Raw genomic sequence first — 26519 nt, 5'->3', positions numbered from 1 at the left:
GCGGCATGACCCCCGAGCTCGAGATCGACCTGCGCGCGCGCGAGCGCCGCATCTACGACCGGCTGCGCGCCCAGATCGCGAGCATCGGGCCGAGCTCGCGGCCGGGGCTGCTCGATCTGTTGCTGTTCCTGCCCGACCTGGTCGTGCTGCTGTTCCGGCTGGCGCAGGACCCGCGCGTGCCGATCGGCGCCAAGGCCGTGGCGCTGGCGGGCGTGGGCTACGCGCTCTCGCCGATCGACCTCCTGCCCGAGATCTTCTTCGGGCCGATCGGCTTGCTCGACGACGTGGTGGTCGTGGCGGCGGCGGTCTCGCGCGTGATCAACCACGTGCACCCCGACCTGGTGAAGGCGCACTGGCCGGGTCACTCCGACCTGCTCGACGTGCTGCGACGAATCACTTCGTGGTCGGAGTCGGTCATCGGCAAGACGATGACCCGGCTGCTCGGCTTCAAGTCCGCCTAGGGCGTCGTCTGCACGAAGATCCCATGCGAGCTGACCTTCAGCTTGAACAGTGACTGCGAGGGGAACGAGCTGCCCTCGCCCGTGAGTGACACGGCCTTGGGGAAGCCGGTCGAGCCGAACTTGAGGATGCCACTCGCGCCGCCGGTGAGGTCCTGGAACAGACCGGCGCTCGCCGGCGAAGTCAGCCCGCCGGAGAAGCGCTCCTGGTTCTGCTTCGAGTCGAGCAGGAAGACGCCGTTCTCGAGCGTGAACACCGGGATCACCGGCATCTTGGCGAGCAGGCTCTTGGGCAGGAGCTCGATCACCACCGGGCCGGCGAAGCTCATGACCAGCTCGTACTGATCAGGCGACACCCCGAAATCGTCGAAGATGGTCTGGTTGCTGAGCTTCGCGCTGCCGACCTTCGAGCCCACGGGCAGGTCGACCTGCTGCTGGATGGTGCCGCTCACCTTCACCGACAGGAAGCCGGTCAGCCCCGCCTGACTCGGGCTCGCGCTCGCCAGACACACCACGGCCACCAAGAGACCCACGAGTCGCTTCATCTTCCCCCCTTGGTTTGGTGCCCGAGCTAGCGCTCGAGCAGGTGCAGACGCTCCGCGGCTCGGAACACCTCGCGCACGCGCTCCCAGTCCTGCGCGGTGAAAGGCTTGTAGGCCGAGTCACCGCGCTCCCGGAAGAACAGCGGGTCCGACACGCGCCGCGGGTCGAAGTGCACGCGCTTCAGCTCGCGCACCAGCACCTTCTGCGTGCCGGTGTACTCGAAGTCCTTCACCACGCGCACGAAGTCGGGGAACCACTTGCGGTCCATGCCGCCGGCGGTGACCTGGCGCTCGCAGTAGTCGAAGAAGCCCTTCGGGTCGAAGCGCGCGCCGTCGCGCAGCTTCAGCGCCGCCATCACCAGCTCGTCCGACACCGAGCACGGCACGCCGTAGGCCGCGGCCAGCGGAACGTCGGGGTGCTCCGAGAGCAGGCGCGCGACCTGCAGCGCCGAGAAGTTCTCGCCGTCCTTTCGGATCCAGTCGTCGGTGCGGCCGTCGAAGAACAGGAAGCGCTTGCCGTCGCGCTCGAGCACGTGCCCCAGGTCGCCCGAGTGATACACGCCGCCGCGGTACTTCGACGAGTTCGCGTCGGGGTTGTCGAAGTAACCCTGGAACAGGCCGGTGTCGGTGCTCACGCGGCAGATCTCGCCCACGGCGGCGTCGTAGTTCGCGATCTTGCCGTCGGCGTCGAGCTGCGCGGGCACGCACTCGCGCCCGTCTTCGCGCAGGATGCGCACCGAGGCGTCGGTGATCTCGCCGACGCTGCCGCGCGGGTCGCCCTTGCGGCGCATGGTGCTGATCGCGGCTTCGGTCGAGCCGTACAGCTCGAACATGTCCTCGAGGCCGAGCCACTTCGAGAAGCGGTCGATGTCGACCGGTGACGCGCCGTTGCCGACCGCGAAGCGCAGCTTGTTGCGCGGGTGCTCGGTGACTTCGCGGCGGATGCGCGCCTCGTCGCCGCCGTACTCGCGCTCGAGCGCCGCCAGCACGTAGTGCACCGGCTCGCCGACGTAGTTCCAGCAGGTGGAGCCGTACTCCAGCACGTCGGGCACGAAGCGGCTGCCGCTGAAGCGCTCGCGGAGGCCGACCGAGCCGCCGACCCAGAAGCAGGGCATGAGACACACGAACATCGAGTTCGAGTGGAACAGCGGCATGCAGGCGTAGCCGACGTCGTCCTGGCCCATGCCCGTGCTCTGGGACACGCCGATGCCGGTCGCGCACAGCTTGAAGTGGTTGTTGTTGATGCCCTTGGGCAGGCCGGTCGTGCCCGAGGTGTAGATCACCATCAGGTTGGTCTGGGGAGTCACTTTCGCGTCGGGGAAGGGCAGGGCCTTCGACGCGGGGCCGTGCTCGCGCTCCAGCGCGGCGGCGTACTCGGGCAGGCTGAGCAGGTTCTCGGGCGCGATCCCCTTCAGCTCGCGGCGGATGCGCTCCACCTCGGGCATGAGCTTCTCTTCCACCACCAGCAGGCGCGCGCGTGACTGGTTGAGCACGCCCGCCAGCGTCTCGCCGCGCAGGCCCGTGTTCACGCCGAACAGGGTCGCGCCCGCGACGGCGCAGCCGCCGTACAGCGTGAGCAGCTCGATGTGGTTCTCGAGCAGCATGGCGACGTGCGGCGCCGAGTCACCCGTGGCCGGGCCCAGCCGCCCCAGCAGGAAGTTCGCGGCGCGCGCTGACTCGTCGCGGAAGCCGCGGTAGGTGACTCGCCGCGCATCGTGCAAGAGGAAGACCTTGTCGGCCGACTCCGGGTGCTCCGCGCGCACGCGGATCTGGTCGCGCACGGTCAGCGGAGCCGGCGGAAACTGCATGGGAGCGCTCATCGGCCCCTCCTGTCCGATCTTATCCTAGAATCCGCGCGTGACACACGCGCACGTCGAGCGACTGCTCGAGCTGATGGCGAAGCTGCGTTCCCCCGACGGCGGTTGCCCGTGGGACCTCGAGCAGACGTTCGAAACGATCGCACCTTACACGATCGAAGAGGCCTACGAGGTCGACGACGCCATCCGTCGCAAGGACTGGTCCGACCTAGCGGACGAGCTGGGCGATCTCTTGCTGCAGGTGGTGTTTCACGCGCAGATGGCGCGCGAGTCAGGGCTGTTCGACTTCGACGCCGTGGTCGAGCGGCTGTGCGAGAAGCTGGTGCGCAGACATCCCCACGTGTTCGCAGACGCCTCGGCCCGGGACGCCGACGAGGTGCTGCGGGCGTGGGAGGAGCACAAGCGCGCCGAGCGGATGGCGCGCGGCGCCGACCCGCACGGCGAGGTGCCCGTCGCGCTGCCGGCGCTGCTGCGCGCAGCGAAGCTCGCCAAGCGCGGGAAGCGCGCGGGCGTGGCGCCGCCGGCCGATGCGCTGGCCGAGCGCCTGGCGCCCGAGCTCGCTTCGGCCGACGCAGTGCGTTGGGGCGACCTGTTGTTCGCGCTGGCCGCGGCCGCTTCCAGCGGCGGGGTCGACCCCGAGGCGGCGCTGCGCGACGCCTGCGCGCGCTTCGCGGCGCGAAAACGGGACGGAGCCGCGTAGCGTAGGATCTCGCCGTGCTGCACGGGCTTCGCGTCCTCGATCTCACCGACTCGCTCGGCGCGCTGTGCGGGCAGATCTTCGCCGACCTGGGCGCCGACGTGGTGCTGGTCGAGCCGCCCGGCGGCTCGCCGGCGCGCCGCAGCCCGCCGTTCTGGAAGGACGAGCCGGGCCCGGAGCGCTCGCTCGCGTTCTGGTCGTACGCGCGCGGCAAGCGCAGCCTCGTCCTGGACCTCGAGCGCGCCGACGACCACAGCGAGCTCGTGTCTCTGGCGCGCGGCGCGGACTTCCTGATCGAGTCGGCGCCGCCCGGCCGCATGCGGGCGCTGGGGCTCGACCCCGCCTCGCTCGCGCGGCTGAATCCGTGGCTCATCCACGTGTCGATCACTCCGTTCGGCAGCGACGGTCCCAAGGCGGACTACGCCACGACCGATCTGGTGGTCGCGGCTGCCAGCGGCCCCGTCTTCCTGTGTGGTGACTCGGACCGTGCCCCGCTGCGCTGCGCGCTGCCGCAGGTGCACGCGCACGCCGCGAGCGACGCCGCGGTCGGCGCGCTGGTCGCTCACTTCGAGCGCAAGCGCTCCGGGCTGGGGCAACACGTGGACGTGTCGGCCCAGCAGTCGATGACCTTCGCGACCCTGTTCCGCAGCCTCGACGCGCCCTGGCGCCAGCCGCAGGGTCAGCGCAGCTCGGGCCTCCTGCCGCTGGGCAAGCTCGTCATGCGCACGCGCTACCCGACGCGCGACGGCTGGGTCGTGCTGGGCCCGGGCTTCCTGCCCTCCACCGGGCCGTTTCTGACTCGCCTGGCGCGCTGGCTGCACGAGGAGGGGCTGTGCGACGAGTGCTACGTGAAGGAGGAGTGGTCGAGCTTCGCGCTGCGCATGCTGCTCGGGCAGTGCGAGCCGGAGTTCTACGCGCCCTTCGACGCGGGCCTCGAGCGGCTGTTCGCCTCGCGCACGAACCAGGAGCTCCTGCGCGAGGCGGTGGCGCGCAAGCTGCTCGTCGCGCCGACGCTCGCGGTCAGCGAGCTCGAGTCACTCGATCACTTCCGTGCGCGCGAGAGCTTCGTCGAGCTCGAGCACGCCGACGGCACGCGCGTGCGCTATCCGGGCCCGTTCGCGCGCTTCGGCGCGTCGCCGCTGCGCTATCTCCGGCCGCCGCCGCGCGTGGGCGAGCACTCGGCCGAAGTGCGCGCCGAGCCGCGCGCGCCGCGCGGCGCGGGCTTCGCGCAGGGCGCGCCCAGCGGCCAGGCGCTCGCGGGCGTGAAGGTGCTGGACCTGTTCTGGGTGCTCGCCGGGCCCGCGTCCACGCGCACGCTCTCGGACTTCGGCGCGACCGTCGTGCACGTGGAGTCGACGCGCCGCATGGACACGATCCGCACCATCCCGCCGTGGCACGGCGGCGCGCCTTCCCCCGACGGCTCGGGGCCGGTGCAGGGCGCGAACGCGGGCAAGCTGTGCATCACGCTCGACCTCGCGCACCCGGAGTCACGGCCCGTGGTCGAGGCGCTGGTGCGCTGGGCCGACGTGGTGACCGAGTCGTTCGCGCCCGGCGTGCTCGCCCGCCTGGGCCTGGACTACGCATCTCTGTGTCGCCTGCGGCCCGACGTGATCCTGATCTCGAGCGCGCTCATGGGCCAGAGCGGCGAGCTGCGCGAGTTCGCGGGCTTCGGGAACCTGGCGGCGGCGGTGTGCGGCTTCCAGCACCTGGTGGGCTGGCCCGATCGCGCGCCCGTGGGTCCCGCCGGCGCGTACACCGACTTCGTGGCGGCGCGCTACAACGCGATCGCGATCCTGGCTGCGCTCGAGCACCGCGAGCGCACCGGCCAGGGTCAGTGGATCGACCAGTCACAGGCCGAGGCCGCGTTCCATTTCCTGGCGCCCGCGCTGCTCGACGCCTCGCTGAACGGGCGCACGCCGGTGCCCATGGGCAACGACGACGCCGAGCTGTACCCGCACGGCGTGTTCCCCGCGGCCGGCGCGGACCGCTGGCTGGCGCTGGCGGTGCGCGACGCGCGCGACTGGTCGGCGCTGTGCGCGGCGCTCGGCCGCGCCGACTGGGGCGCGGATCCGGGGCTCGCGGAGGTGACTGCCCGCCGTGCGCGGCGCAGCGAGATCGACGCCGCGCTCGCAGCCTGGTCCGCCGAGCGCGACGCGCACGCCGCCGAGCGCGAGCTCCAGGCACGGGGCGTGCCCGCGCACGCGGTGCTCGACATGGCCGAGCTCTATGCCGACGCGCAGCTCCGCCACCGGGGTCACTACCTGGCCATCCCGCACCCGACCTTGGGCAGCGTCACGGTCGAGGCGCCGCGCTTCCGCCTGTCGCGCACGCCGGCGCGCGTGCCCGAGCGCGCGCTCAGCTACGGCTGCGACAACGGGCGCGTGCTGGGCGAGATCCTGGGCTTCGACCGCGAGCAGATCGCCGCGCTCGCGGCGTCGGGGGCGCTGGGCTGACTCCGCTCAGTGACCGGGCACGCCGGTCACTCCGGGCTTGAAGCGGAAGATCTGATAGGGCGCGTTCGCGCGCCGCTCGTCCTGGCCGCGCAGGATCACGTGGTGCAGCGCGCTGCAGGTCACGTACAGCCAGCCGTCGGGGCCGAACGACAGGCCGTCGGGCCAGCGCAGGCGCGGGTCGCGCAGCCAGGTGTGCAGCGTGCGGTCGCGCGCCAGCTCGACCACGGCGTCGTGCTCGGGGTCGGTCAGGATCAAGTCGCCCTCGGAGTCGATCGCGATGCCGTCGCTCATGGTCTTCTTTGCGAAGCGCTCCACGCGCGACTCGAGCGTCGCGCGCTCGAGTGACTCGTCGTCGAGGTCCTGGGTGCGCACGCGGTACAGCCAGTTGTTGGTCACGGGCGCGAAGTACAGCCACTCGCCCGCGTCGTCGAGCGCGATCGAGTCGACGCCGGGCCGGATCGCGAACATGCCGAAGAACTCCATGCGCACGCCCTGCACCACGGGCACGTAGCGCTCCGGCAGCACCGACTCGTGGCCTTGCAGGAGCCGGCGCGCGCGCTGGCGCGAGACGTCGTAGTCCACGATCGCGGGCACCTGCGCGAAGATGCTCGCATCGGCGATGTACACGTGTCTCCCGTCGGGAGACACTTGGAAGTCGTTCAGCTGCGAGCCGGCGAACGCGACCTTCGACGGGAAGTCGTGGCGGTGCACCAGCGCGTCGGTCGCCAGGTCGAACGCGAGCAGGCGCGGCGCGCCCAGCCCGTGCCGCCCGTAGTCGAGCACCCAGAGCCGGTTGCGCCGGTCGATGCGCAGCGAGAGCACCGACTGGTAGCCGAGCCCGCCCGGCAGGCCGCCCGGCGGGTACGGCACGGGCTTGCCATCGACCAGCTCGAACACCGCGAACGGCGGATCGCCTTCCGGGTGGAACGTGGCGAACACGCGTCCGCTCGCCGAGACCGCCACGTTGCCGGGCGGGTAGTCGAGGTTCGCTACCACTTCGAGCGCGGACGCGCCGTCGAGCTCGGGCGGGCCGGTGCGGTCCGGGAAGCGCTCGCCGCCGCCGTAGCGCGCGCGCAGCCCGAAGTACACGAGCGCCGCGAGCGCCACGAAGAGAACGAGAAGCGCGCGGAGCACACGCACGGGCGCAGCCTAACACCGCGTCCCCTGTGACGTCCCTCACGGTCGCCGCAACCGGGCCAGGCAGATGCTGTTTGAAAGGACGGAGGCAATTCGCACCATGAAGAAGCTCACGCTCCTGGCCCTGTTCGCCGCCGCCCTCGCGTTCCCGACCCTGGCGTCGGCGCACGATCTCCATCGCGGTGGCTGGCACGGCGGTCCCGCCTGGCACGGCGGCGGCTGGCACGGTGGCCACGCGCACGTGGGGTTCGTCGCGCCGTTCCCGGTGCCCGTGCCGGTCGGCTACGTGCGACCGAGTTACTACGGCTACTACGCGCCCGCGCCGGTGTATGTCGCGCCGCCGGTGTACGCGGCGTCCGCACCGGTCTACTACCCGCCGGCGCCCGTCTACGCGCTGGGTCCGGCGATCGCCATCCGCACGCCGCACGTGGCGATCAGCCTGCCGCTTCCGCCGCTTCCTTTCTAACGTCCCTCATGGGGGGATCGGGACCGAGCTCGCATCGGAGCGACGGCCCGAGCAGCCCCGCGCGAGTCAGGCCCGCGCTAACTCGCGCGGGGCTCGCATGCGAAGGTGAGCACGCCGTCCACGGCGTCGACCGTGACCCGGCCGCCCTTCGCGAGCTTCCCGAACAAGAGCTCGTCGGCCAGCTTGTCCTTGACCTCGGTCTGGATCACGCGCGCGAGCGGCCGCGCGCCGTACAGCTTGTCGTAGCCCTTCTCGGCCAGCCACGCGCGCGCCGCCGGAGTCAGCTCGATCTGGACCTTCTTCTCCGCGAGCTGTGACTCGACCTCGCGCACGAACTTCTCGACCACCCGCGCCATGATCTCGGGCGAGAGCGGCTTGAACTTCACGACTTCGTCCAGCCGGTTGCGGAACTCGGGGCTGAACAGGCGCTCCACGTCCTTCTGGCCCGAGCCGCGCGCCTCGCCGCCGAAGCCGATCGAGCGCGCCGCCATGTCGCGCGCGCCCACGTTCGAAGTCATGATCAGGGTCACGTGGCGGAAGCTCGCCTCGCGCCCGTGGTTGTCGGTCAGCGTGGCGTGGTCCATGACCTGGAGCAGGATGTCGAACAGGTCGGGGTGCGCCTTCTCGATCTCGTCGAGCAGCAGCACCGCGTAGGGCGTGCGCCGGATCGCGTCGACCAGGATGCCGCCCTGGTCGTAGCCCACGTAGCCAGGAGGCGCGCCGATCAGGCGCGCGACCGCGTGCTTCTCCATGTACTCACTCATGTCGAAGCGGATGAACTGGACGCCGAGTGTCTTGGCGAGCTGCTTGGCGAGCTCGGTCTTGCCGACGCCCGTCGGGCCCATGAACAGGAACGAGCCCACCGGCCGGTCCACGCCGCCCAGGCCGGCGCGGCCGCGCTTGACCGCGCGCACCACGGTCGAGATCGCCTCGTCCTGGCCGAACACCACGCGGCGCAGGTCCTCTTCGAGCTTGCCCAGGCCCTCGAGGTCCGAGGTCGAGGCGGTCGGAAGCGGGATCTTCGCCATCTGGGACAGCAGTATCTCGACGTCGCGCACGCCGACGGTCTTGCGCTTCTCGCCCTTGCGCAGCCGCACCGCGGCGCCGACCTCGTCCATGACGTCGATCGCCTTGTCGGGCAGGAAGCGGTCGAGCAGGTGCTTGGCCGAGAGCTCCACGCACGCGCGCAGCGCGGGTGCGGTGTAGTGGACCCCGTGGTGCTTCTCGTAGTGCGGCGAGAGCCCTTCGAGGATCTTCACCGCGTCGTCGATCGACGGCTCGTGCACCTCGATGCGCTGGAAGCGGCGCGCGAGCGCGCGGTCGCGCTCGAAGTGCCGGTACTCCTGGAACGTGGTCGAGCCCATGCAGCGCAGCTCGCCGTTCTGCAGCAGGGGCTTCAGCATGTTCGAGGCGTCGACGGTCGCGCCCTGCGCGGCGCCCGCGCCGAGCACGGTGTGGATCTCGTCGATGAACACGATCGGGTTGGGCCGCTCCTTCACGGCGGCCACGAACGCCTTGAAGCGCGCCTCGAAGTCACCGCGATAGCGCGTGCCCGCGAGCATGGCGCCCAGGTCGACCGCGAACACCTCGGCGTTCTGCAAGTCACTCGGCACCTGGCCGTCGTTGATGCGCTGCGCGAGCCCTTCGGCGATGGCGGTCTTGCCCACGCCCGACTCACCGACCAGGATCGGGTTGTTCTTGCGCCGGCGCGCCAGCACGTGGATCACGCGCTCGATCTCGGCGTCGCGTCCGACCAGCGGATCGAGCTTGCCCTCGCTCGCGCGCTCGGTGAGGTTGGTCGCGAAGGCGGTCAGCGGGTCGCCGATCTCCTCGCCGTCGTCGTCGCCCATCGGCCGGCGCCCCGGCGAGCCGCCCGCGCCCGAGCCGTTGGGCGCCTCGGAGCCCGAACGCGACTCGGGCAGCTTCGAGATGCCGTGCGACACGAACTTCAACACGTCGAGCCGCGAGACACCCTGCGCGCGCAGCAGCGCGATCGCCTGCGAGTCGGGCTCCTGGAAGATGGCGGCCACCAGATCGCCCGCGTCGACCTCCTCGCGCTCGGCGTTCTCGGCGTGCGCGAGCGCGCCCTGGATCACGCGGTGGAAGGCGAGCGTCTGGCCGGTCTCGACCGGCCCCTCGCCGGGCTCGGCCGCGATCTCCTGGTCGAGGAACTGCGCGAGCTCGCTCTTCAGCCGGCGCACGTTGGCGCCGGAATTGCGCAGCACCTCGGCGCCGCGCTCGTCGTGGCACAGCGCGAACAGCAGGTGCTCGACCGTGAGATAGGCATGGCGGCGCCGCACGGCTTCGCGCATGGCGGCCTGCAGCGTGAGCTGCAGCTCTCGGCTGAAACGACTCATTCGGGCTCCGATCCCGCGCGCAGCGGATAGCCGCGCTCCTCCGCCTTTTGATGCACGGCCGCGACTTTGGTCTCGGCGATCTCGAGCACGTACACGCCGGCGACGCCCATGCCGCCCTTGTGGATCTGCAGCATGAGCTGCGTCGCCTCCGACGGGCTCTTGCCGAACAGCGTCTCGAGCAGCGTCACCACGAACTCCATCGGCGTGTAGTCATCGTTCCAGAGGATCACCTTGAAGCGTTTCGGGCGCTCGACCTTCGGCCGGTCGCGCGTCGCCAGCCCGCCTTCGCGCTCGCGCTCGCGCTGCGGGGGCTGGATCGGCGGCGGCTGCTTCGGCTCGTCGGGCACCGTTGCAGGATAACCGAGCGTACCCCGCGGTACACTGCGCGCGGATGCTGGAGGTCGAGACTCTCTCGGGCGTGCGCGAGCTGCGTGCCGAGGAGTGGAACGCGCTCGTCGGCGACGAGTCGCCCTTTCTCGAGTGGGAGTGGCTCGCATCGCTCGAAGAGGCGGGCTGCGTGGGCGGAAACAGCGGCTGGGCGCCGCGGCCGATCGTGGCGCGCGAGCGCGGCCGGCTCGTGGCCGCGGTGCCGCTGTACGTGAAGACGAACAGCGAAGGCGAGTTCGTGTTCGACTGGGGCTGGGCCGACGCGGCGGAGCGCGCGGGCATCTCCTACTACCCGAAGCTCCTGGTCGGCGTGCCGTTCACGCCCGTGACCGGCGGCCGCTTCCTGGTCGCGCAGAGTGAGTCACGCGCGGAGTGGCTGCCGCGGCTGGGTGCGGCGCTGCTCGAGCTGTGCCGCGAGAACGACCTGTCCGGCGTGCACGTGAACTTCTGCCGGCGCGACGAGGCCGCGGCGCTGTGCCAGCTCGGCTTCGAGCTGCGCATCGGCGTGCAATACCACTGGAAGAACGCCGGCTACGGCTGCTTCGACGACTGGCTGGCGCGCTTTCGCAGCAGGCGGCGCAACCAGATCCGGCGCGAGCGGCGCGAGGTGGCCGAGGCCGGCGTGCGCGTGGAGACGCTCGCGGGCGCGGCCATTCCCGACGCGCTGTTCGAGCCGATGTTCCGCTTCTACCTTTCGACCGTGCGCTCCCGCGCCTGGGGGCGGCAGTATCTCAACCGCAAGCTGTTCGGGCTTCTGCGCGAGCGCTTCCGCGAAAGACTCTGCTTCGTGGTCGCGAGCGCGGGCAGCGAGCCGATCGCCGGCACCTTCAACGTGGCCAAGGGCGACGCGCTCTACGGGCGCTACTGGGGCGCGACGCGCGAGGTGCGCAACCTGCACTTCGAGGTGTGTTACTACGCGGCGGTCGAGCACTGCATCGCGCGCGGGCTGGCGCGCTTCGAGCCCGGCGCGGGTGGCGACTACAAGCAGGCGCGCGGCTTCGACGGCGAGCCGACCTACAGCGTGCACTGGCTGGCCGAGCCCCGGCTGCGCGCCGCCGTGGCGCGCTTCCTGGCCGACGAGCGCGAGCGCGCCGAGGGCGGGATCGAATGGCTGCGCGAGCACAGCGCGCTGAAGCCGAGCTGAGCGCGCCGTGCACCTGGACCCGTTCGCCGCCGGACTGGTGCTGTCTTCGGCGCTGCTGCACGCGAGCTGGAACGCGCTCACCAAGTCGAGCGGCGACCGCGTGGTGACTCTGGGCGCGCTGATGGCGACCTGCGTGGTCCTGGGCGGCGTGGCGTCGTTGTTCGTGCCCGTGCCGGCGCCCGAGGCGCTGCGCTATCTCGGCATCTCGCTCGTGTTCCACTTCGGCTATCAGGTCTTCCTGCTCTACGCGTACCGCTTCGGCGACCTGTCACTCGTGTATCCGATCGCGCGCGGCTCGGCGCCGCTGCTCGTGACCCTGCTCGGCGCGGGCTTCGCCGGCGAGGTGCCGGGCCCGGTGCAGGCCGGCGGGATCATGCTCGCGTCGGCCGCGATGACGAGCTTCGCGTTCGACCCGCGCGCGGCGCACCCCGACGTGGCGCGCTCGATCGGCGCGGCCTTCCTCACCGCGGCGATGATCGGCTGTTACACCTATCTCGACGGGCAAGGCGTGCGCCACTCGGGCAGCACCCCGAGCTACATCGCCTGGAACATGTGGGCCACGAGCCTCGCCTTCTGCGTGTTCGCCCTGGTGAGACAGCGCGGGCGGTTCGCGCCCTTCTTCGGCCCGGACGGCCGGCGCGGCATGGCCGGCGGCCTGCTCGCGATCCTGGGTTACGGGATCGTGCTGTGGGCGATGTCGCGCGGCGCGATGGGCAACGTCGCGGCGCTGCGCGAGACGAGCGTGGTGTTCGCGGCGCTGATCGGCTCGCTCGTGCTGGGCGAGGGCTTCGGCGGGCGCCGCTTCGCGGCCGCGGCCTGCGTGGCCCTCGGGGTGCTCTTGCTTCAGGCGGGCTGATGCTCGGGCGGCAGCTCCCGGGCGATGATCTGGCGCACGCGCTCGGCGAGTGACTCGGGTGTCTCGCTGCCGTAGGTCGCCGGGTCGAGCGGCGCGAGCAGGCGCACGCGGATCGGATGGCGGCCCTGCAGCAGATAGCCCCGCTTGGGCAGCGCGCGCGCGGTGCCGTCCAGGGCGATGGGCAGGATCGGTGCCTTGGTGCGCAGCGCGAGCTCGAACGCGCCGGTCTTGAACGCCTTGAGCCGGCCGTCCGCCGAGCGCGTGCCCTCGGGAAAGATCATCACCGAGCTGCCCTGGGCGAGCGTCTGCTCGCACATCGCCATCATCGCCACCACGCTCTCCCGCTGGCCCCGCACGAGCGGGATGTAGCGGTTGAGTCGCATGTTCCAGCCGATCAGCGGCACCCGGAAGTTCTCGATCTTCGAGACCCACTTGAAGTGACGGAACAGCCGGAACAGCACCAGGATGTCGACCAGCGATTGGTGGTTCGAGGTCATCACGTAGGCCACGCCGTCCGCGACCTGCTCGCGGCCCTCGACCGTGACCGGCCACGCCGGGTTGAGCCAGGTGTAGAGCGAGCCCCAGAAGCAGGTAAAGCGGTGCAGGACCACGAGCCGCCGGTCGAACGGCGCGGTCACCGCCCAGATCGCCAGCGCCAGCGGGAACAGCGCCACGGAGGACAGCACCAGGAACGCCCAGAACGCGAGTGAGAGCAGGTGTAGGCCGAGCACGGCGCGCATTCTCGCGCGTCCAGAGCGCCCTGAAAAGGCGCTGAAATGGCACACTCCGCTCGGCTAGACTCCCGCCCCGATGGCCGAGCTCAAAGTCAGCTTCACCCTGGGCGAGCGCGACTTGAAACACTTCCGGCGCGTCATGGCGAAAGCGATCGACGTCGCCAACCCCGCCAAGGAGCAAGAAGTCACTGCGGCCGCCGTGGCGCTGATCGAGCAGGCGCGCGCCGCCGAGCCGCCCGACTACGTGCGCGAGCGGCTCGACCGGCTCGAGCGCATCGTCGCCATGAGCTACGACGACGAGTGGCGCATTCCCGAGGCGGTGAAGCGCCGGGTGATCGCCGCGCTCAGCTACCTGACCGAGGCCGACGACATCATCCCCGACAGCGTGCCGGGTCTGGGCTTCCTCGACGACGCGATCATGATCGAGCTCGTGAGTCACGAGCTGCGCCACGAGCTCGACGGCTACAAGGATTTCTGCACCTTCCGCGTGAAGGAGGACAAGCGCGTGTTCCACCCGCAAGGGCGGATCACGCGCGACCGCGCCGTGGCGCGCCGCCAGCGCGACCTGCGCGCGCGCATCGCCCAGCGCGAAAAACAGGGCACCGAGGGCCGGCGCCGCTTCCGGCTGTGGTGAGCTAGCTCGGGCGCGGCGAGCGCTTGAGGCGCGTGGCGAGCACCGTGCCCACGCGGCGCGCCTCTTCGTGCAGCGCCTCGATCGAGGGCAGCATCGCGACCAGGCGCTCGAGCTGGCGGCGTGACTCGGGCGAGAGCCAGTCGAAGCGGAGCGCGAGCCCGCCTTCGCCCTCGTCGCGCAGCACGGTGGCCTCGACCAGCACCGGCTCGCGCGGAGGGTTGAGCTGGATCGCGAGATTGATCTTCGCGCCCACGGTGATGCCCTCGATCGGCTCGATCTTCATGCCGCCCGCGGAGATGTCGAGACACAGGATCATGTACGACTCGTCGCCGGCCAGCGCCGTGACCTGTTTGCGGTAGCGTGCCCGCGCGCCCTGGCGGCGCTTGCGCCGCGGCGGGGCGTCACCGTGCTGTGTCGCCTTGGCGCCGGCCTGGGGGGCCGTGGCGGCCGGGGTCGGGGTCGCCCCCTGGCGCGCTTCGGCCGGCGTGAACGGCACGGCGCTCGCGAGCGCGGAGGGACCGATCACGCGCTCGGCCAGCACGCTGCGCAGCCGCTTCTGGGCGCGCGCGTTGAGCGCGCCGAAGCGCATGCCCACCGAGTACTCCTCGGCCACACCGCCCTCGCGCTGGGCGGGCGACACGCGCACCGCGTGCCCGGCCAGGACCAGGGTCTTTCCGCCCGCGAGCTCGCGCGGCAGCTCGACCTTGAGCGCCACCTTCTCCGCGAGCTTCGCGCGCATCAGCAGGCGGCAGCCGCGGGGAGACAGGTCGACGAGCGTCGCCTGCTTGGCCCAGAAGCCGGTCCGGTATCGGACCGGACAGCCGAAGGCCACGCGCGGCGCGCGGCGCGAGTCCGTGCCCTTGAACAGCGCGCGCTGCAAGAGCACGCGCAGCGCCGCGGGGTGCACCGGCTCGCGGATCAGAAAGTCGAAGCCCGCCTTTTGCAGCGCGTTGCGCTGGGTCTTCGAGTCACCCACCACGAACGCAATCCAGGTGGCGCGGTCGGGCGACGGCAGCAACGTGCGCTCGAGCCGCAGCGCGTGCGCCACGCGCGCGGTCGTGATCAGCAGCCGCGTCGGCAGAGTGACTCCCGCGCCCGCGTCCACGGCGCGCACGCGCTCGAACTCCGCGCCGACGTCCTCGAGCAACAGGCGCACCGGTTCTAGCTCGCCATCGTCAAGCAACAAGACGGGCGGCTCGCCGGTCATGACTCGCCCGGTGAACGCATTCCAATCCGATCGGGAATACGCAACCGGCGCTTGAGGCGGGAGTGTCCACGGGGCCGCGGGGGAGGGCTCTGTTACACTCCCGCGCGATGAGTGGAACGGTTCGGATCGAGAAGGACGGGTCGATCGGCTGGGTCATCTTCGACCACCCGGAGCGGCGCAACGCCGTCTCCGCGCAGATGTGGCGCCAGATTCCCGGTGCGGTCGAGGCGTTCGCGAAAGACGACGACGTGCGCGTCGTGGTCATGCGCGGCGCGGGCGAGACGGCGTTCGTGTCCGGCGCCGACATCTCGGAGTTCGAAGCGCAGCGCGGCGCTGGCGGCAAAGCCTCCGAATACGACCGCGAGTCGGGCCTGGCGTTCCGCGCCCTTTCGGCGCTCGACAAGCCGCTGGTCGCGATGATCCACGGCTTCTGCGTGGGCGGCGGCGTGGCGCTCGCGCTGGCGGCCGACCTGCGCTTCGCCGCCGACGACGCGCGCTTCGCCATCCCGGCCGCGCGCCTGGGTCTGGGTTACTCCGCCGGCCTGCTCGAGCCGCTGATCGTGCTCGTGGGTCACTCGCGCGCGGTCGAGATCCTGTACACCGCGCGCCGCTACCGCGCCGACGAGGCGCTCGACATGGGCCTGGTCAACGCGATCGCGCCCAAAGCCGCGCTCGAGGCGCTGGTGCGCGAGACCGTGGACCGGATCGCCGCGAACGCCCCGCTCACCCTGCGCGGCGTGAAGATCGCCGCGCGCGAGCTGGCCAAGGAGCCCGCGCGCCGCGACCACGCCCGGATCGAGGCCGCCGTCGCCGCCTGCTACGAGAGCGAGGACTACAGGGAAGGCGTGCGCGCGTTCCTCGAAAAGAGAAAGCCTGCCTTCAAGGGGCGGTAGGCGCTAGGCGGCGGGCGCTCCCGCGGGGCGAGTCACTCCCGGCAGCTCGTCCGGAATGTGCTCCGCGATCCGGGTGAGTGACTGGTTGCGCGAGAGCAGGTCCACCACCACGGGCGCGGGGCGGGTGTAGATGGTGGGGTAGAGCCACTCGCCGCGCGCGGGATCGGCCGTGACCGCGAGCCGTGGAGCGTCGACCGAGAACTGCGCGTCGAGGCCCTCGCGGTTCCCGCGTGCGTCGAGCTGGACCCAGCGCGCGCGGCTCGAGAGATAGCAGCCGTTGAAGCCGTACAGCACGCGCTCGGGCTGGTCGGGCGCGCGCCGCACCACCTGGTAGCAGAAGCCGGTCGGGAGCCCGAGCGAGCGCAGGAGCGCCGCCAGCAAGTGGCTCTTCGCGAACCCGATGCCCGTGCCCGCGGCCAGGACTTCACTCGCGCGGCAGGGCAGGGCGTCCCCGCCCGCGTCGGCCGTGTGCGCAATCTCGTCGCGCACGAACTCGTAGCAGGCCCGTGCCTTGGCCTCGTCGCTCGGGCCCGCGGCGGCCAGCGCGCGCGCCCGCTCGACGATCGCCGGCGTCTGCCAGTCGATCACGATCGTGTCCTCGAGATAGCCGTTCCAGGCCTTCGACTCGGGCTGCATCCCTGGAGTCAGTCCTGCGGGACGACCGTGACCTCGGTCTTCACTGAGTTCGCGATGAAGCAGTGGTGGTGGGCCGACTCGTGCAGCTGCGCGAGCTCCTCGGCGCCGGGCCGGTTGGCGCCCGAGAAGACGATGCGCGGCCGCAGCTCGCAGCGCGTGACCGCCAGCACGCCGTCGGCGTTCTTCTCCATGTGGCCCAGCGCCGAATCCTCGTAGGAGTCCACGGTGAGCCGCTTGCGCGCGGCGATCGAGAGGAAGGTGAGCATGTGACAGCTCGAGATCGCCGCGACCAGCGCCTCCTCGGGGTTGGGCAGCGCCGGGTCGCCCAGATACTCGGGCGCCGACGAGGCGTCGACCTCGGTGCCGCCGTTGAAGCGCCAGTGATGCCCGCGCGGATAGGTCTCGTACGTGAACGACTTCCCGCCGCGCGACCAGTACAGCTCGACCTTGTGCTCCGACATGCCGGACAGTCTAGTGCTTGATCTCCGGCATCACGATGTCCCCGGTGCTGCCTTCCTCCATCGACTCGAGCACGCTCGCATCCTCCCAGACCGGGATGCCGGCTTCCTGGTAGAGCTCGCGCGTGCGCGGGGTGACGGCGCCGACGCGCACCAGCGCCGGCATCATCAAGTCCTTGAAGCTGTGGATGTGACCCGGCGGGAGCTTCGCGTTGATGCCCGCGGCGCCCGCCTCGATGATGCCCTTGATGAAGTCCTGGGGGTCGATCGAGCAGTGCTCGAGCACCTTGAAGAAGCCCGGGTCGCCCTTGCGCTGGCCGGTGCCGTCCACGCCGCCCTGTGAGTCGACCATGCTCTTCACGGCCTCGAAGGCGAACTGCGCCACGTCCTCGCGGTCGTCGGGGTGCATCCCGGCAATCGTCTCCTTCACGTAGACGTTTCCGAAGGCCACGTGGCGCGACTCGTCCTGCAGCACGTAGTGAGTCAGGTCGCGCAGCAGCGGGCAGGTGGCCTGGCGGCGCATGTTGTGGAACGCGGCCAGCGCCAGCCCCTCGACCACCATGTTCATGCCGATCAGGATCTTCACGAAGTGATCCGCCTGGAGCGTGAGGTCGATGACTTCCTTCAGCCAGGGCGAGATCGGGTACACGATCGCGAGCTTGCGCACGTAGCGCTCGTACACCTCGACGTGGCGCGCCTCGTCCATGGTCTGCGTGGCGCCGTAGAGCTTCGCCTCGTAGTCGGGGCAGGCGTGAGTCGCCGCCGCCGCCGTCATCAGCGCGCCCTGCTCGCCGTGCAGGAACTGCGACAGGAGCTGGGCCGTGGCGTGCGCCGTGAACATCTCGCGCTGTGACTGCGACATGCGCTGCATGAACGGCATCTGCAGGAACATGAAGCGGTCCTCGCCGACGATCGGCTTCGACGGATCGACGTGCGTGTCCCAGGCGAGCTGGCGCTCGCCGTCCCACTGGTTCTGCTTCGCCTTGGAGTACAGGTTGCGCAGCTTCTCGATGTCGATCTCGTAGTCGAACTGCCAGGCGATCTCCATCGGGGTCTTGTAGGTGTCCAGCACCTGCCAGTCGAGACGGGGGGCAACGGGTTGCGTGGCCATCAGCGGGTCTCCTCGGTGAAGATGTAGCGGCAGATCATGTCGGTGAGTCCCTCGAGCATCCGCTCGGGGGCGGGATCGGTCATGCGGTGCACGAACACTTCGGTCGCGGCCGCCTCGATCGAGCGGCGCACCAGCACCGAGGCGGCGAGCGGGTCGATCTCGGCGCGAATCACGCCGCGCTTCTGACCCAGCGCCAGGAGGTCGCGCAGTCTCTCGTCCGCCACCTGGTTGATGCGGTTCAGGCGCTGGCGCGCGTCGGAGTCGCGCTCGGCCAGCTCGAGCAGCACGAGATAGAAGCCGCCCTCGCGGCAGAGTCTCTCGTAGCTCGCGCGCAGGTCGTCGCCGAACGCGGCGCGCGCGCCGGCGCCGATCAGGCGGTCGGCGTCGTGGCGGTTGCGGCCATGGGCCAGCTCGCGGTCGCCCCAGTCGTCGATCAGCGCCAGCAGGAGCGCGCGCTTGTCGGGGAAGTGGTGGTAGAGCGTGCCCACGCCCACCGAGGCGCGCTCGGCCACGTCGGCCATGCTGGTGGCTTCGTAGCCGCGCCGCGCGAAGAGTGACTCGGCGGCCTGCAGCACGCGCCGGCGGGTCGCCACGCCGCGCGCCTGGGTGCGGGCGCGCGCAAGCACGACGACCGACTTCGGGACCGAGCGGGGAGTACGGGCCATCTCGCCGCGCAGCCTACGTCAGCCGAAAACCGAATGCAAGTTCGAAATCGAGGCGAAAAAGCCAGTGCAGTCGATATGTTGCACTCCACCACGAAACGGAAGGCCGTGCCGCAAGCGCGGCTGCAGTGAGTCATGCGGGGGGGTGTTGTAAGTTGCTCTGGCGACCGATGTCCTCCTCCATGTCCAGCGATCCCGTGGTCGCGGCCCTGCGCGCGGCCGCAGCCGTGAAAGACAGCCCCGAGCTCCGGCTCGCGCTGGCGCGCCGCTGCCTCGAGCTGGGAGCGCCGCAGGAGGCGCTCCAGGAGGCCGGGCTCGGCCTCACGCTCGACCCGGCGAGCCGCGACCTGCAGGAGATGGCGCGGCGCGCCCACGAAGCGGCTCACGCTGACCCGGAGCAGGTGCCGGCGCAGGGTCAGGGCGCGCAGGCTCGAGAGCCGCAGGCTCCGGCCCCGGCGCGCGGCCGCCTGCGCCTGGTCAGCGAGGAGGACGTGGCCGAGGCGGCGGAGGCGCGAGTCACCTTCGCCGACGTGGGCGGTCTCGACGACGTGAAGCAGCGCCTGACTCGTTCGTTCCTGCTGCCGCTGCAGAAGCCCGAGCTGTTCGCGCAGTTCGGCAAGAGCCTGCGCGGGGGCCTGTTGCTGTACGGCCCGCCCGGCTGCGGGAAGACGTTCATCGCGCGCGCTCTGGCAGGCGAGCTCGGCGCGCGCTTCCAGTCGATCGGTCTCTCCGACGTGCTCGACATGTGGCTCGGCGAGAGCGAGCGCAAGCTCCACGAGCTGTTCGAGACCGCGCGCCGGCAGGCGCCCATGGTGCTGTTCTTCGACGAGGTCGATGCGCTGGGCCAGCGCCGCACGCAGCTCAAGCACTCCGCGGGCCGCAACGTGGTGAATCAGTTCCTCGCCGAGCTCGACGGCGTCGACGGCCGCAACCGCGACGTGTTCGTGCTGGGCGCGACCAACCATCCCTGGGACGTCGACACCGCGGTGCGCCGCCCCGGGCGCTTCGACCGCATGGTGTTCGTGCCGCCGCCCGACCTGCCCGCGCGTCTGCGCATCCTGTCACTCAAGATGGAGGGCCGGCCCGGTGCACCCGACCTCGGACGCGTGGCGCGAGATACCGAGGGCTTCTCGGGCGCCGACCTCGAGGCGCTGGTGAACGCCGCCTCCGAGCTCGCCTTCGAGCGCACGGTCGACGCCGGCGCCGTGCAGCCGATCGACGACAAGCTGCTCGCGGCCGCGCTGCGCGACGCGCGCCCTTCGATCCGCCCCTGGCTCGACACCGCGCGCAACTACGCGGTGTACGCCAACGAGGGCGGCGTGTACGACGACCTGCTCGCGCACCTGCGCGCGCGAGGCCTGGTGTGAGTGAAGCGTCGAGCCTCGCGCGCGCGCAGGCGGCGCTCGAGCTCGGCCGCTGGCAGGAGGCGGTCCACGAGGCGCTGCGCGCGATCGGCGAGGATCCCGAGGGCCCGAGCGGCCATTACTTCCTGGGCCGGGCGCTGTTGGAGCTCGGGCGCGAAGAAGAGGCGCTGCACGCGCTCGAGACCGCGTGCGCGAAGTCACCGACCTGGTCCCCTCCTCACGTGCTCCGTTCCGACGTGCTGCGCTTCGCGGGCTCGTATCGCCAGGCGCTCGCGGCCGCCGAAGAGGCGCTGCGTCTCGATCCCCACTCTGCCACCGCGCACATGGCCGTCGCCTTGTCCGCGCAGAAGCTCGGCGACGCGGCGCGCGCGCGTGGGGAGTCGGGGCGCGCGCTGGCGCTCGCACCGCGCAGCGCGCCGCTGCAGCGCTGTGCCGGCGACGTGTTTCTCGCACAGCACGCCAACGCCCAGGCCGAGAGTCAGTACCGCCGCTCGCTCGAGCTCGACGCCGGCGACGCGCTTGCGCTCAACAATCTCGCGCTCGCCCTGCAGAGACAAGGCAAGGCCGATGAGGCGCTCGACGCGTTCCGAGCGGCCGTGAACGCCGACCCGAATCTGCACGTCGTGAAGCGGAACCTGCGCAACCTGCTCGGCAAGAAGCTCGGGAAGGCGGGCATCGGCGGCATCGGCGTCGTGATGTGGCTCGTCTTGCAGCTCGGCCATGTGGGCTCGAGCCTGCCCGAGAACGCGCAGACGTCGGGCGGCGACGTGATGTTTCTGTTCATGCTCTGCGGCCTGGCCTTCGTGGCGCTCGGGGTGCTGGGAGTGAAGAGCGAGTACCGGCGACGGCTGAGTGAGCTCGACCCGGACCTGCGCTCACTGCACGAGCGCCTCGAAGCGGACCACCACGCGGGAAGGCTGTGAGTCTCGCGCGCGCCAACGCGGCGATCGAGCTGCGGCGCTGGGACGACGCCGTGCGCGAGGCGGGGCTGGCGATCGCCGCCAACCCCAACGACGCCAACGGCTACTACGCGCTCGCGCGGGGTCTCTGGGGCCTCGAGCGCAATACCGCTGCGCTCGAGGCGCTCGGCACCGCGAGCGCGAAACGGCCCGAATGGTTCCTGCCCCACGTGCTGCGCTCCGACATCGAGCGCAGCCTCGGCTGGCCGCGCAAAGCCCTCGCTGCCGCGGAGGAAGCGGTGCGCCTCGGACCCCACTCCGCCGCGGCGCACATCGCGGTGGCGCTCTCGGCGCAGAAGGTCGGCGAGTCTCTGCGCGCCCGCTCGGAGTGCGAACGCGCGCTCGAGCTCGCTCCCCAAGACGCCTGGATCCAGCGGCTCGCCGGGGACGTCTACCTGGCGCAGAAGCAGAACGTCCTCGCGGAGAAGCACTACCGCCAGTCACTCGCGATCTCGGCCGCCGACGGCGCGGCGCTCAACAACCTGGCGCTCGTGCTCAACCGGCAGGGCAAGACCGACGAGGCGCTCGACACGTATCGGGCTGCCATCCGTGCGGATCCGACGCTCCGGGTCGCGAAGCGAAACCTGCGCAGCGTGCTGCGCACGAAATCGGCCAAGGTCAGCACCGGCGGGCTCTTCTTCCTGGCATGGATCGCGCTCTACCTGGGTGCGGCGGGCGGCGCGATCCTGGCGGCGCTCGGGGGCACGGCCGCGCTCGCGCTCCTGGCATACGGGGTGGCGCGCCTGTTCCGCCCGCCGCGAGTCAGCTCGCGTGACCCCGAGCTGCGCGAGCTGCAGAAGCGCCTCGACGCAGACCACAAGGCGGGACGGCTGTGACTCGGGCGGCCGACGAGAGCCTGGCGCGGGCGCACGCGGCGCTCGCTCTCCGGCGCTTCGAGGAGGCGTTGGACCACGCCGGCCGCGCGATCGCCGCCGATCCGGCGCGCGCCGCGAGTCACTATGCGCTGGCCCGAGCGCTCGCCGGCCTCGGCCGGAATCACCAGGCGCTGCGCGCGCTCGAAGCGGCGAGTGCGCGGGCGCCGGAGTGGTCGGCGCCGTATGCCAGGAAGTCGGAGGTCCTGGGCGCGCTCGGCGATCACCTGAACGCGCTGGCCGCCGCCGAAGAGGCGGTGAGACTGTCTCCCAGCTCGGCCTGGGAGCACCTCATGCTGGCGATCGCAGCGCTGAAGCTCCGTGACTACGGTCGGGCGCGCGCAGCGGTCGACGTCGCGGCGCAGCTCTCCCCCGCGAACCCCGACGTATGGAGCGTGAGCGGCGATGTCTGTCTCGCGCTGGAGCGCTACCCGGCGGCGGAGCAGGAGTACCGCAAGTCACTCGCGCTCGACCCCGCCGACCCGCACGCGCTGAACAACCTGGCGGTGGCGCTGCAGCGTCAGGGCAAGGCCGACGAGGCGACGCAGGTGTACCGCTCTGCGATCCGACTCGATCCGACCCACGGCCTCGCCAAGCAGAATCTGCAGGCCCTGCTCGATCAGCGCCTCGGCAAGGCCGCGGGCGCCCTGGCCGCGCTCTGGGTGCTGTGGTCCGCATTCTCCCGACTCACGACCCCGCACGTCGATGGGATGAATCCGGCTTCCGACGACCTCGAGCGAGTCCTCACGGCGGTGGCGGCAGTCACCGGCGGGACCATGCTCGTGATCTGGGCCAGGAAGCTCCAGCTCCGCTTCAAGCTGCGCAGGACCGACCCCGAGCTGTTGGCGCTGCACCGGCAGCTCAGGGCCGACGAGAAGGCGCGCCGCCTCTGAGTCAGCCCAGCAGTGAGCGCGCGCGCTCGAGCAGCGGCACGATCGACTTGCCGGTGACCTCCCACAGCGGGTCGTGGCGCTTGCCGCGCCGGTGCAGGCCGAGGTTCAGGCCGGTGATGATCGCGAACTTGTAGGCGGCGAGCGCGCGGAACCAGTCCACGCTGGCGAGCTCCTCGCCCCAGGCGCGCTGGTACAGCTCGACCAGCTCGTCGGCGGGCAGCAGCATGGGAGTCACTGCGCCGCCCTTCGCCCAGGCGTCGGGGTCGTTGAAGGTCGCGACCCAGCCCACGTCGTTCAGCGTGGCGCCGATCCCGCACAGCTCCCAGTCGATCACCGCCAGGAGCGTGCCTTCCCTCGACCAGAAGGTGTTGCGCCAGTTGTAGTCACCGTGGAACAGGCCGATCGGCGCGCCGTGCGGCAGCGAGGCCAGGAGCTTCGCGCGCACCTCGGGCACGAGCGCCATCGACTCGGGCTCGGCCGCGCGCTCCACGAAGCGGTCCCAGCGAGTCACGTCGTCCTCGAACGCGATCGGATCGCCGAGATACCCGCATTTCGCGCGCCAGTCCACGCGGTGGATCTGCGCCAGCGCAGTCATCGCGGCCGCGGCCATCTCGCGCCGCTTGGCCAGCGGGAACGGCTCGGCCCACTCGCCGGGCCCCAGCATCAGCACGTCGCCCTCGAGCTTTTGCACCACGAAGTAGGGCCGGCCGAAGAACTCGAGCTCCTCGCCGGCCCAGCGCACCGAGCAGTGCGGCACCGGGCCGCCGTCGAGCGCGCGCAGTGCGCTCACCTGCCGCAGCACGTCGGCCGTGCCCTTCCACTGCACGTTCGGCGGCGGCAGGCGCAGGAACCAGCTCTCGGCCGCGCCGCGCGAGCGCACCGAGAAGCCGTACGAGAAGCCCGCGTGACCGGGCATCTTGTGCACGGCGAACACCTCGGCCGCCGGGTCGGCGTACTTCGCGCGGGCGAAAGGGACCAGTCTCTGCTCGAGCTCGGGCAGCTCCATGGGCGCTCACTCTACCCGAAGCGCCGGCACTAGCGGCGACTGACCGGGCCTTGCGGCGGGCGCGCGCGCAGCTCGGCCGCGTGGCGCTGGATGCGCGCGCAGGCCTCGGCCACGTCGTCGACCTCGCGCTCGCCGCCCAGGAACAGCTCGTGCGGCAGCCAGATCGACTCCTCGAAGGCGGCCCGATGCGCGCGCGGAAACGCCGCCGGGTCCCAGCGCACGCCCTGGCGCGCGGCGGGATTGGTGAGCGGGTCGGGCGCGAACAGCGGGTCTTCGGCGAGCGGGGTGTAGAAGCGGCCGGAGCAGGGCACGCCCTCGGCGCGCAGCGCCAGGATCACGTGGTCGCGCGGCACGCCCGCGAAGGCTCTGGCGTCGTAGCGCAGCACGAACTGGTAGGCGGCGCGGGCGGTGACCCGCGGGTCGCGGCGGAGCGGAGTGAGTCCCGGCAGCGACGCCAGTGCGCGCTCGAGCCGGACCAGGTTTCGCTCGCGCCGCGCGTTCTGCTCCGGGAGTCTCTCGAGCTGGGCGCGCAGCACCGCGGCCTGCCACTCGGTCATGCGCAGGTTGTGGCCGAGCATCTGCTCGGGGAAGGCGTCGGCACCCGGCTCCTTGCGCCCGCAGTTCACGAGCGACGCGAGCCGGGAGGCGTGGGTCGGATCGCTCGTGGTGACCACGCCGCCTTCGCCAGCGGTGAGGAGCTTCGAGCTCTGCAGCGAGAACGAGCCGAAGTCGCCGATCGCGCCCGCACCGCGGCCGCGCCAGCGTGCGCCGTGCGCGTGCGCGCAGTCCTCGACCAAGAGGAGTGAGTGCCGCGCCGTGATCTCGCCCAGCGCGTCCATGTCGGCCATCGTGCAGGCCAGGTGTACCGGCAGCAGCGCCGCGGTTCGCGGAGTCACTGCAGCGGCCACCGCCGCCGGGTCGATGCAGTAGGTCTCGGGGTCGATGTCGACCAGCACAGGCACGCAGCCCGCCGCCAGGATCCCGCCCGCCGTGCCCACGAACGTGTAGGCCGTGGTGATCACCTCGGCGCCGGGAGTCACGCGCGCGGCTTGCAGCGCGAGCATCAGCGAGAACGTGCCGTTCGCGCAGGTCACCGCGTGCGCTGCGCCGGCGAAGCGCGCGAACTCTTCGGCGAATGCGCGCGCTTCGGTGTTGGGGCTCGGGAAGCCGCCCCAGTTGCCGCTCGCGAGCACGCGCTCGAGGGCGGCGCGCTCCGGCGCGCCGTGCTCGGGCCAGACCGGCCACGGCGCGCTGCGCAGCGGCGGGCCCCCGTGAATGGCGAGTCGCGTTCCCACGTTCAGTCTCCGGGCTCGCTTCGGCAACTCGGGAGCGAGTCTGTCGCGCGCCTCAGGGTGGCGGCTGGAGCGGCCGGAAACGCAGCGCGGTCTTGGCGCCCTCCGGGCCGACCAGCTCGAGCTCGCCGCCGGAGAGATGCAGCTGGTCGGCCGCAGCGAGCGCCGCGAGGTACGCGCCCTCGAGCTCCATCCCCTTCTCGCACGCCATCCTGGTCACGGCCAGCGGGCCGAATCTCAGCTGGGCGCCGTTCAGCGTGTAGCCGCCCGCGAAGCGGTTGCAGCCCGCGAAGCCCGAGACCTGGGCCTTCGCCGTGTCGAAGAGCAGCGTGAGCGCCGGCCCGCTCTGGCCGTCCGGCACGTCGGAGCGCTCGCCGAGCCGCGTGAGCCTCCAGTCGTGGACCGGCGCGAGCGGGCTCTGCGCCGTCGGGGGCGGCTCGCAAGCGGAGAGCGCGAGCAGGGCGAGCACGAGCCAGATGCGGGAGCCGCGCATCCGGCGACTCTACCCGGGGGACCGAGCGCGCGAAAGCGGACCGCCGACGAGTCACGTTCCGATCAGTCACCCTTCGCCCGGATCATATCGCCGCGCGGCGCGGACTCCCGGCCCGCGGCCGTGCGGTCCGCGAAGTGGCCGTGCCGGCTGGGAAATCGGGCGCCGGCCAGTGACTTGAAGCGGTGCCCCCGGGAACGCCAAGATCTCGCCCATGACGACCACCCAGAACCCGCCCGACCTCGGCTTCGATCCCGATTCGCTGCGCGCCCGCTACCGGGCCGAGCGCGACAAGCGCCTGCGCGCCGATGCCAACGACCAGTACGTCGAGGTGAAGGGGCAGTTCGCCCACTACATCGAGGACCCCTACGTGGCGCCCGGCTTCACCCGCGCGCCGCTTTTGGACGAGGTCGAGGTGGTGGTGATCGGCGGCGGCTTCGGCGGTCTGCTCGCGGCCGCGCGCCTGCGCGAGGCGGGCATCGACGACCTGCGCGTGATCGAGAAGGGCGGCGACTTCGGCGGCACCTGGTACTGGAACCGCTATCCGGGCGCGATGTGCGACGTGGAGTCGTACATCTATCTGCCGCTGCTCGAAGAAGTCGGCTACGTGCCGAAGGAGAAGTACACGCGCGCGCCCGAGATACTCGCGCACAGCGCCGCGATCGGCCGCAAGTACGACCTGTACCGCGACGCCTTGTTCCAGACCGAAGTCACCGAGCTGCGCTGGGACGAGGCGGCGGCGCGCTGGATCGTGAAGACCAACCGCGGCGACGCGCTGCGCGCGCGCTTCGTGGTCATGTCGAACGGCCCGCTGAACCGGCCCAAGCTGCCGGGCATCGCGGGCATCGACTCCTTCAAGGGTCACTCGTTCCACACCAGCCGCTGGGACTACGGCTACACGGGCGGTGACTCGAACGGGAATCTCTCCGGCCTGCGCGACAAGCGGGTCGGCATCATCGGCACGGGCGCCACCGCGGTGCAGTGCGTGCCGCAC

Annotated in this window: 27 protein-coding genes; 13 read left to right on the top strand and 14 right to left on the bottom strand. The window is 71.3% G+C overall.

What is annotated here, in order from left to right; genetic code table 11:
* Positions 1-5 precede the first annotated feature (5 nt).
* Positions 6-461, top strand: a complete 456-nt coding sequence (locus VMR86_05480; GenBank protein HTO06492.1) for a DUF1232 domain-containing protein — start codon at positions 6-8, stop codon at positions 459-461.
* Here the strand turns inward: VMR86_05480 and VMR86_05475 are convergent.
* Together VMR86_05475 and VMR86_05470 are read right to left on the bottom strand one after the other, a co-directional pair.
* Complete coding sequence (locus VMR86_05475) at positions 458-1003, bottom strand: hypothetical protein (protein HTO06491.1); 546 nt, start codon at positions 1001-1003, stop codon at positions 458-460. The two genes, VMR86_05480 and VMR86_05475, sit on opposite strands and share 4 nt — an antisense overlap.
* Before the next feature lie 26 nt (positions 1004-1029).
* Positions 1030-2820 (bottom strand): AMP-binding protein, encoded by a 1791-nt coding sequence (locus VMR86_05470; protein HTO06490.1) that lies wholly within the window; start codon positions 2818-2820, stop codon positions 1030-1032.
* 37 nt (positions 2821-2857) lie between these two features.
* Between VMR86_05470 and mazG the strand changes: the two genes are divergently transcribed.
* Together mazG and VMR86_05460 are read left to right on the top strand one after the other, a co-directional pair.
* Complete coding sequence (mazG, locus tag VMR86_05465) at positions 2858-3517, top strand: nucleoside triphosphate pyrophosphohydrolase (protein HTO06489.1); 660 nt, start codon at positions 2858-2860, stop codon at positions 3515-3517.
* Positions 3518-3531: 14 nt separating this feature from the next.
* On the top strand, positions 3532-5967 hold the full coding sequence (locus VMR86_05460) for a CoA transferase (GenBank protein HTO06488.1): 2436 nt from the start codon (positions 3532-3534) through the stop codon (positions 5965-5967).
* A gap of 6 nt (positions 5968-5973) precedes the next feature.
* On the opposite strand, the gene VMR86_05455 is transcribed toward VMR86_05460, so the two are convergent.
* The gene (locus tag VMR86_05455; protein ID HTO06487.1) at positions 5974-7107 is read right to left on the bottom strand and encodes an L-dopachrome tautomerase-related protein; all 1134 of its coding nucleotides are present in this window, start codon (positions 7105-7107) and stop codon (positions 5974-5976) included.
* 97 nt (positions 7108-7204) lie between these two features.
* Here VMR86_05455 and VMR86_05450 point away from each other — a divergent pair, with 97 nt between their 5' ends.
* Positions 7205-7570 carry a hypothetical protein gene (locus tag VMR86_05450; GenBank protein HTO06486.1) on the top strand — a complete coding sequence of 122 codons (366 nt, stop codon included), beginning with the start codon at positions 7205-7207 and terminating at the stop codon, positions 7568-7570.
* Positions 7571-7647: 77 nt separating this feature from the next.
* On the opposite strand, the gene clpA is transcribed toward VMR86_05450, so the two are convergent.
* Both clpA and VMR86_05440 read right to left on the bottom strand, forming a co-directional pair.
* Positions 7648-9927 (bottom strand): ATP-dependent Clp protease ATP-binding subunit ClpA, encoded by a 2280-nt coding sequence (gene clpA / locus VMR86_05445; protein ID HTO06485.1) that lies wholly within the window; start codon positions 9925-9927, stop codon positions 7648-7650.
* Positions 9924-10274, bottom strand: coding sequence for an ATP-dependent Clp protease adaptor ClpS (locus VMR86_05440; protein HTO06484.1), 351 nt, complete (start codon positions 10272-10274; stop codon positions 9924-9926). Before VMR86_05440 ends, clpA begins: the two co-directional genes overlap by 4 nt.
* Before the next feature lie 44 nt (positions 10275-10318).
* Between VMR86_05440 and VMR86_05435 the strand changes: the two genes are divergently transcribed.
* Both VMR86_05435 and VMR86_05430 read left to right on the top strand, forming a co-directional pair.
* The gene (locus VMR86_05435) at positions 10319-11458 is read left to right on the top strand and encodes a GNAT family N-acetyltransferase (GenBank protein ID HTO06483.1); all 1140 of its coding nucleotides are present in this window, start codon (positions 10319-10321) and stop codon (positions 11456-11458) included.
* Positions 11459-11465: 7 nt separating this feature from the next.
* Positions 11466-12314 carry a DMT family transporter gene (locus tag VMR86_05430; GenBank protein HTO06482.1) on the top strand — a complete coding sequence of 283 codons (849 nt, stop codon included), beginning with the start codon at positions 11466-11468 and terminating at the stop codon, positions 12312-12314.
* Here VMR86_05430 and VMR86_05425 read toward each other — a convergent pair.
* On the bottom strand, positions 12302-13054 hold the full coding sequence (locus tag VMR86_05425) for a lysophospholipid acyltransferase family protein (GenBank protein HTO06481.1): 753 nt from the start codon (positions 13052-13054) through the stop codon (positions 12302-12304). The two genes, VMR86_05430 and VMR86_05425, sit on opposite strands and share 13 nt — an antisense overlap.
* Before the next feature lie 70 nt (positions 13055-13124).
* Between VMR86_05425 and VMR86_05420 the strand changes: the two genes are divergently transcribed.
* Positions 13125-13682: a YkvA family protein gene (locus VMR86_05420; protein ID HTO06480.1), complete on the top strand. Its 558-nt coding sequence runs from the start codon at positions 13125-13127 to the stop codon at positions 13680-13682.
* 1 nt (position 13683) lies between these two features.
* Here VMR86_05420 and VMR86_05415 read toward each other — a convergent pair whose 3' ends face one another.
* On the bottom strand, positions 13684-14838 hold the full coding sequence (locus tag VMR86_05415; GenBank protein HTO06479.1) for a PilZ domain-containing protein: 1155 nt from the start codon (positions 14836-14838) through the stop codon (positions 13684-13686).
* Between the two features lie 158 nt (positions 14839-14996).
* Here VMR86_05415 and VMR86_05410 point away from each other — a divergent pair, with 158 nt between their 5' ends.
* Positions 14997-15782 carry an enoyl-CoA hydratase gene (locus VMR86_05410; protein ID HTO06478.1) on the top strand — a complete coding sequence of 262 codons (786 nt, stop codon included), beginning with the start codon at positions 14997-14999 and terminating at the stop codon, positions 15780-15782.
* A gap of 3 nt (positions 15783-15785) precedes the next feature.
* On the opposite strand, the gene VMR86_05405 is transcribed toward VMR86_05410, so the two are convergent.
* Genes VMR86_05405 through VMR86_05390 form a run of 4 tightly spaced genes read right to left on the bottom strand, consistent with a single transcriptional unit; the run spans position 15786 to position 18652 of the window.
* The gene (locus VMR86_05405; GenBank protein ID HTO06477.1) at positions 15786-16418 is read right to left on the bottom strand and encodes a transglutaminase family protein; all 633 of its coding nucleotides are present in this window, start codon (positions 16416-16418) and stop codon (positions 15786-15788) included.
* Positions 16419-16426: 8 nt separating this feature from the next.
* Positions 16427-16879 carry an OsmC family protein gene (locus VMR86_05400; protein ID HTO06476.1) on the bottom strand — a complete coding sequence of 151 codons (453 nt, stop codon included), beginning with the start codon at positions 16877-16879 and terminating at the stop codon, positions 16427-16429.
* A gap of 10 nt (positions 16880-16889) precedes the next feature.
* On the bottom strand, positions 16890-17987 hold the full coding sequence (locus VMR86_05395) for a ferritin-like domain-containing protein (GenBank protein HTO06475.1): 1098 nt from the start codon (positions 17985-17987) through the stop codon (positions 16890-16892).
* Positions 17987-18652: a helix-turn-helix domain-containing protein gene (locus tag VMR86_05390; protein HTO06474.1), complete on the bottom strand. Its 666-nt coding sequence runs from the start codon at positions 18650-18652 to the stop codon at positions 17987-17989. The genes VMR86_05395 and VMR86_05390 overlap by 1 nt, the downstream gene beginning before the upstream one ends.
* A 179-nt stretch (positions 18653-18831) precedes the next feature.
* Here VMR86_05390 and VMR86_05385 point away from each other — a divergent pair, with 179 nt between their 5' ends.
* Genes VMR86_05385 through VMR86_05370 form a run of 4 tightly spaced genes read left to right on the top strand, consistent with a single transcriptional unit; the run spans position 18832 to position 22737 of the window.
* Positions 18832-20016 carry an ATP-binding protein gene (locus tag VMR86_05385; protein ID HTO06473.1) on the top strand — a complete coding sequence of 395 codons (1185 nt, stop codon included), beginning with the start codon at positions 18832-18834 and terminating at the stop codon, positions 20014-20016.
* The gene (locus tag VMR86_05380; protein ID HTO06472.1) at positions 20013-20936 is read left to right on the top strand and encodes a tetratricopeptide repeat protein; all 924 of its coding nucleotides are present in this window, start codon (positions 20013-20015) and stop codon (positions 20934-20936) included. Before VMR86_05385 ends, VMR86_05380 begins: the two co-directional genes overlap by 4 nt.
* A complete protein-coding gene (locus VMR86_05375) occupies positions 20933-21808 on the top strand; it encodes a tetratricopeptide repeat protein (GenBank protein HTO06471.1) in 876 nt (291 codons plus the stop codon). Before VMR86_05380 ends, VMR86_05375 begins: the two co-directional genes overlap by 4 nt.
* On the top strand, positions 21805-22737 hold the full coding sequence (locus VMR86_05370) for a tetratricopeptide repeat protein (protein HTO06470.1): 933 nt from the start codon (positions 21805-21807) through the stop codon (positions 22735-22737). Before VMR86_05375 ends, VMR86_05370 begins: the two co-directional genes overlap by 4 nt.
* 1 nt (position 22738) lies before the next feature.
* Here VMR86_05370 and VMR86_05365 read toward each other — a convergent pair whose 3' ends face one another.
* The 3 genes from VMR86_05365 to VMR86_05355 are packed head-to-tail and all read right to left on the bottom strand — an operon-like array spanning position 22739 to position 25528.
* Positions 22739-23743: a phosphotransferase gene (locus tag VMR86_05365; protein ID HTO06469.1), complete on the bottom strand. Its 1005-nt coding sequence runs from the start codon at positions 23741-23743 to the stop codon at positions 22739-22741.
* A gap of 29 nt (positions 23744-23772) precedes the next feature.
* Positions 23773-25038 (bottom strand): DegT/DnrJ/EryC1/StrS family aminotransferase, encoded by a 1266-nt coding sequence (locus VMR86_05360; GenBank protein ID HTO06468.1) that lies wholly within the window; start codon positions 25036-25038, stop codon positions 23773-23775.
* Positions 25039-25090: 52 nt separating this feature from the next.
* Positions 25091-25528, bottom strand: a complete 438-nt coding sequence (locus VMR86_05355) for an META domain-containing protein (protein ID HTO06467.1) — start codon at positions 25526-25528, stop codon at positions 25091-25093.
* Positions 25529-25739: 211 nt separating this feature from the next.
* Between VMR86_05355 and VMR86_05350 the strand changes: the two genes are divergently transcribed.
* On the top strand, positions 25740-26519 hold a 780-nt coding region (locus tag VMR86_05350), incomplete at its 3' end, for an NAD(P)/FAD-dependent oxidoreductase (protein HTO06466.1).

It is taken from the genome of Myxococcota bacterium, from assembly GCA_035498015.1.
Classification (GTDB): Bacteria; Myxococcota_A; UBA9160; order SZUA-336; family SZUA-336; genus VGRW01.
The sequence above is the reverse complement of the archived record's forward strand: the minus strand, read 5'-3'. Positions and strand labels throughout refer to the sequence as shown.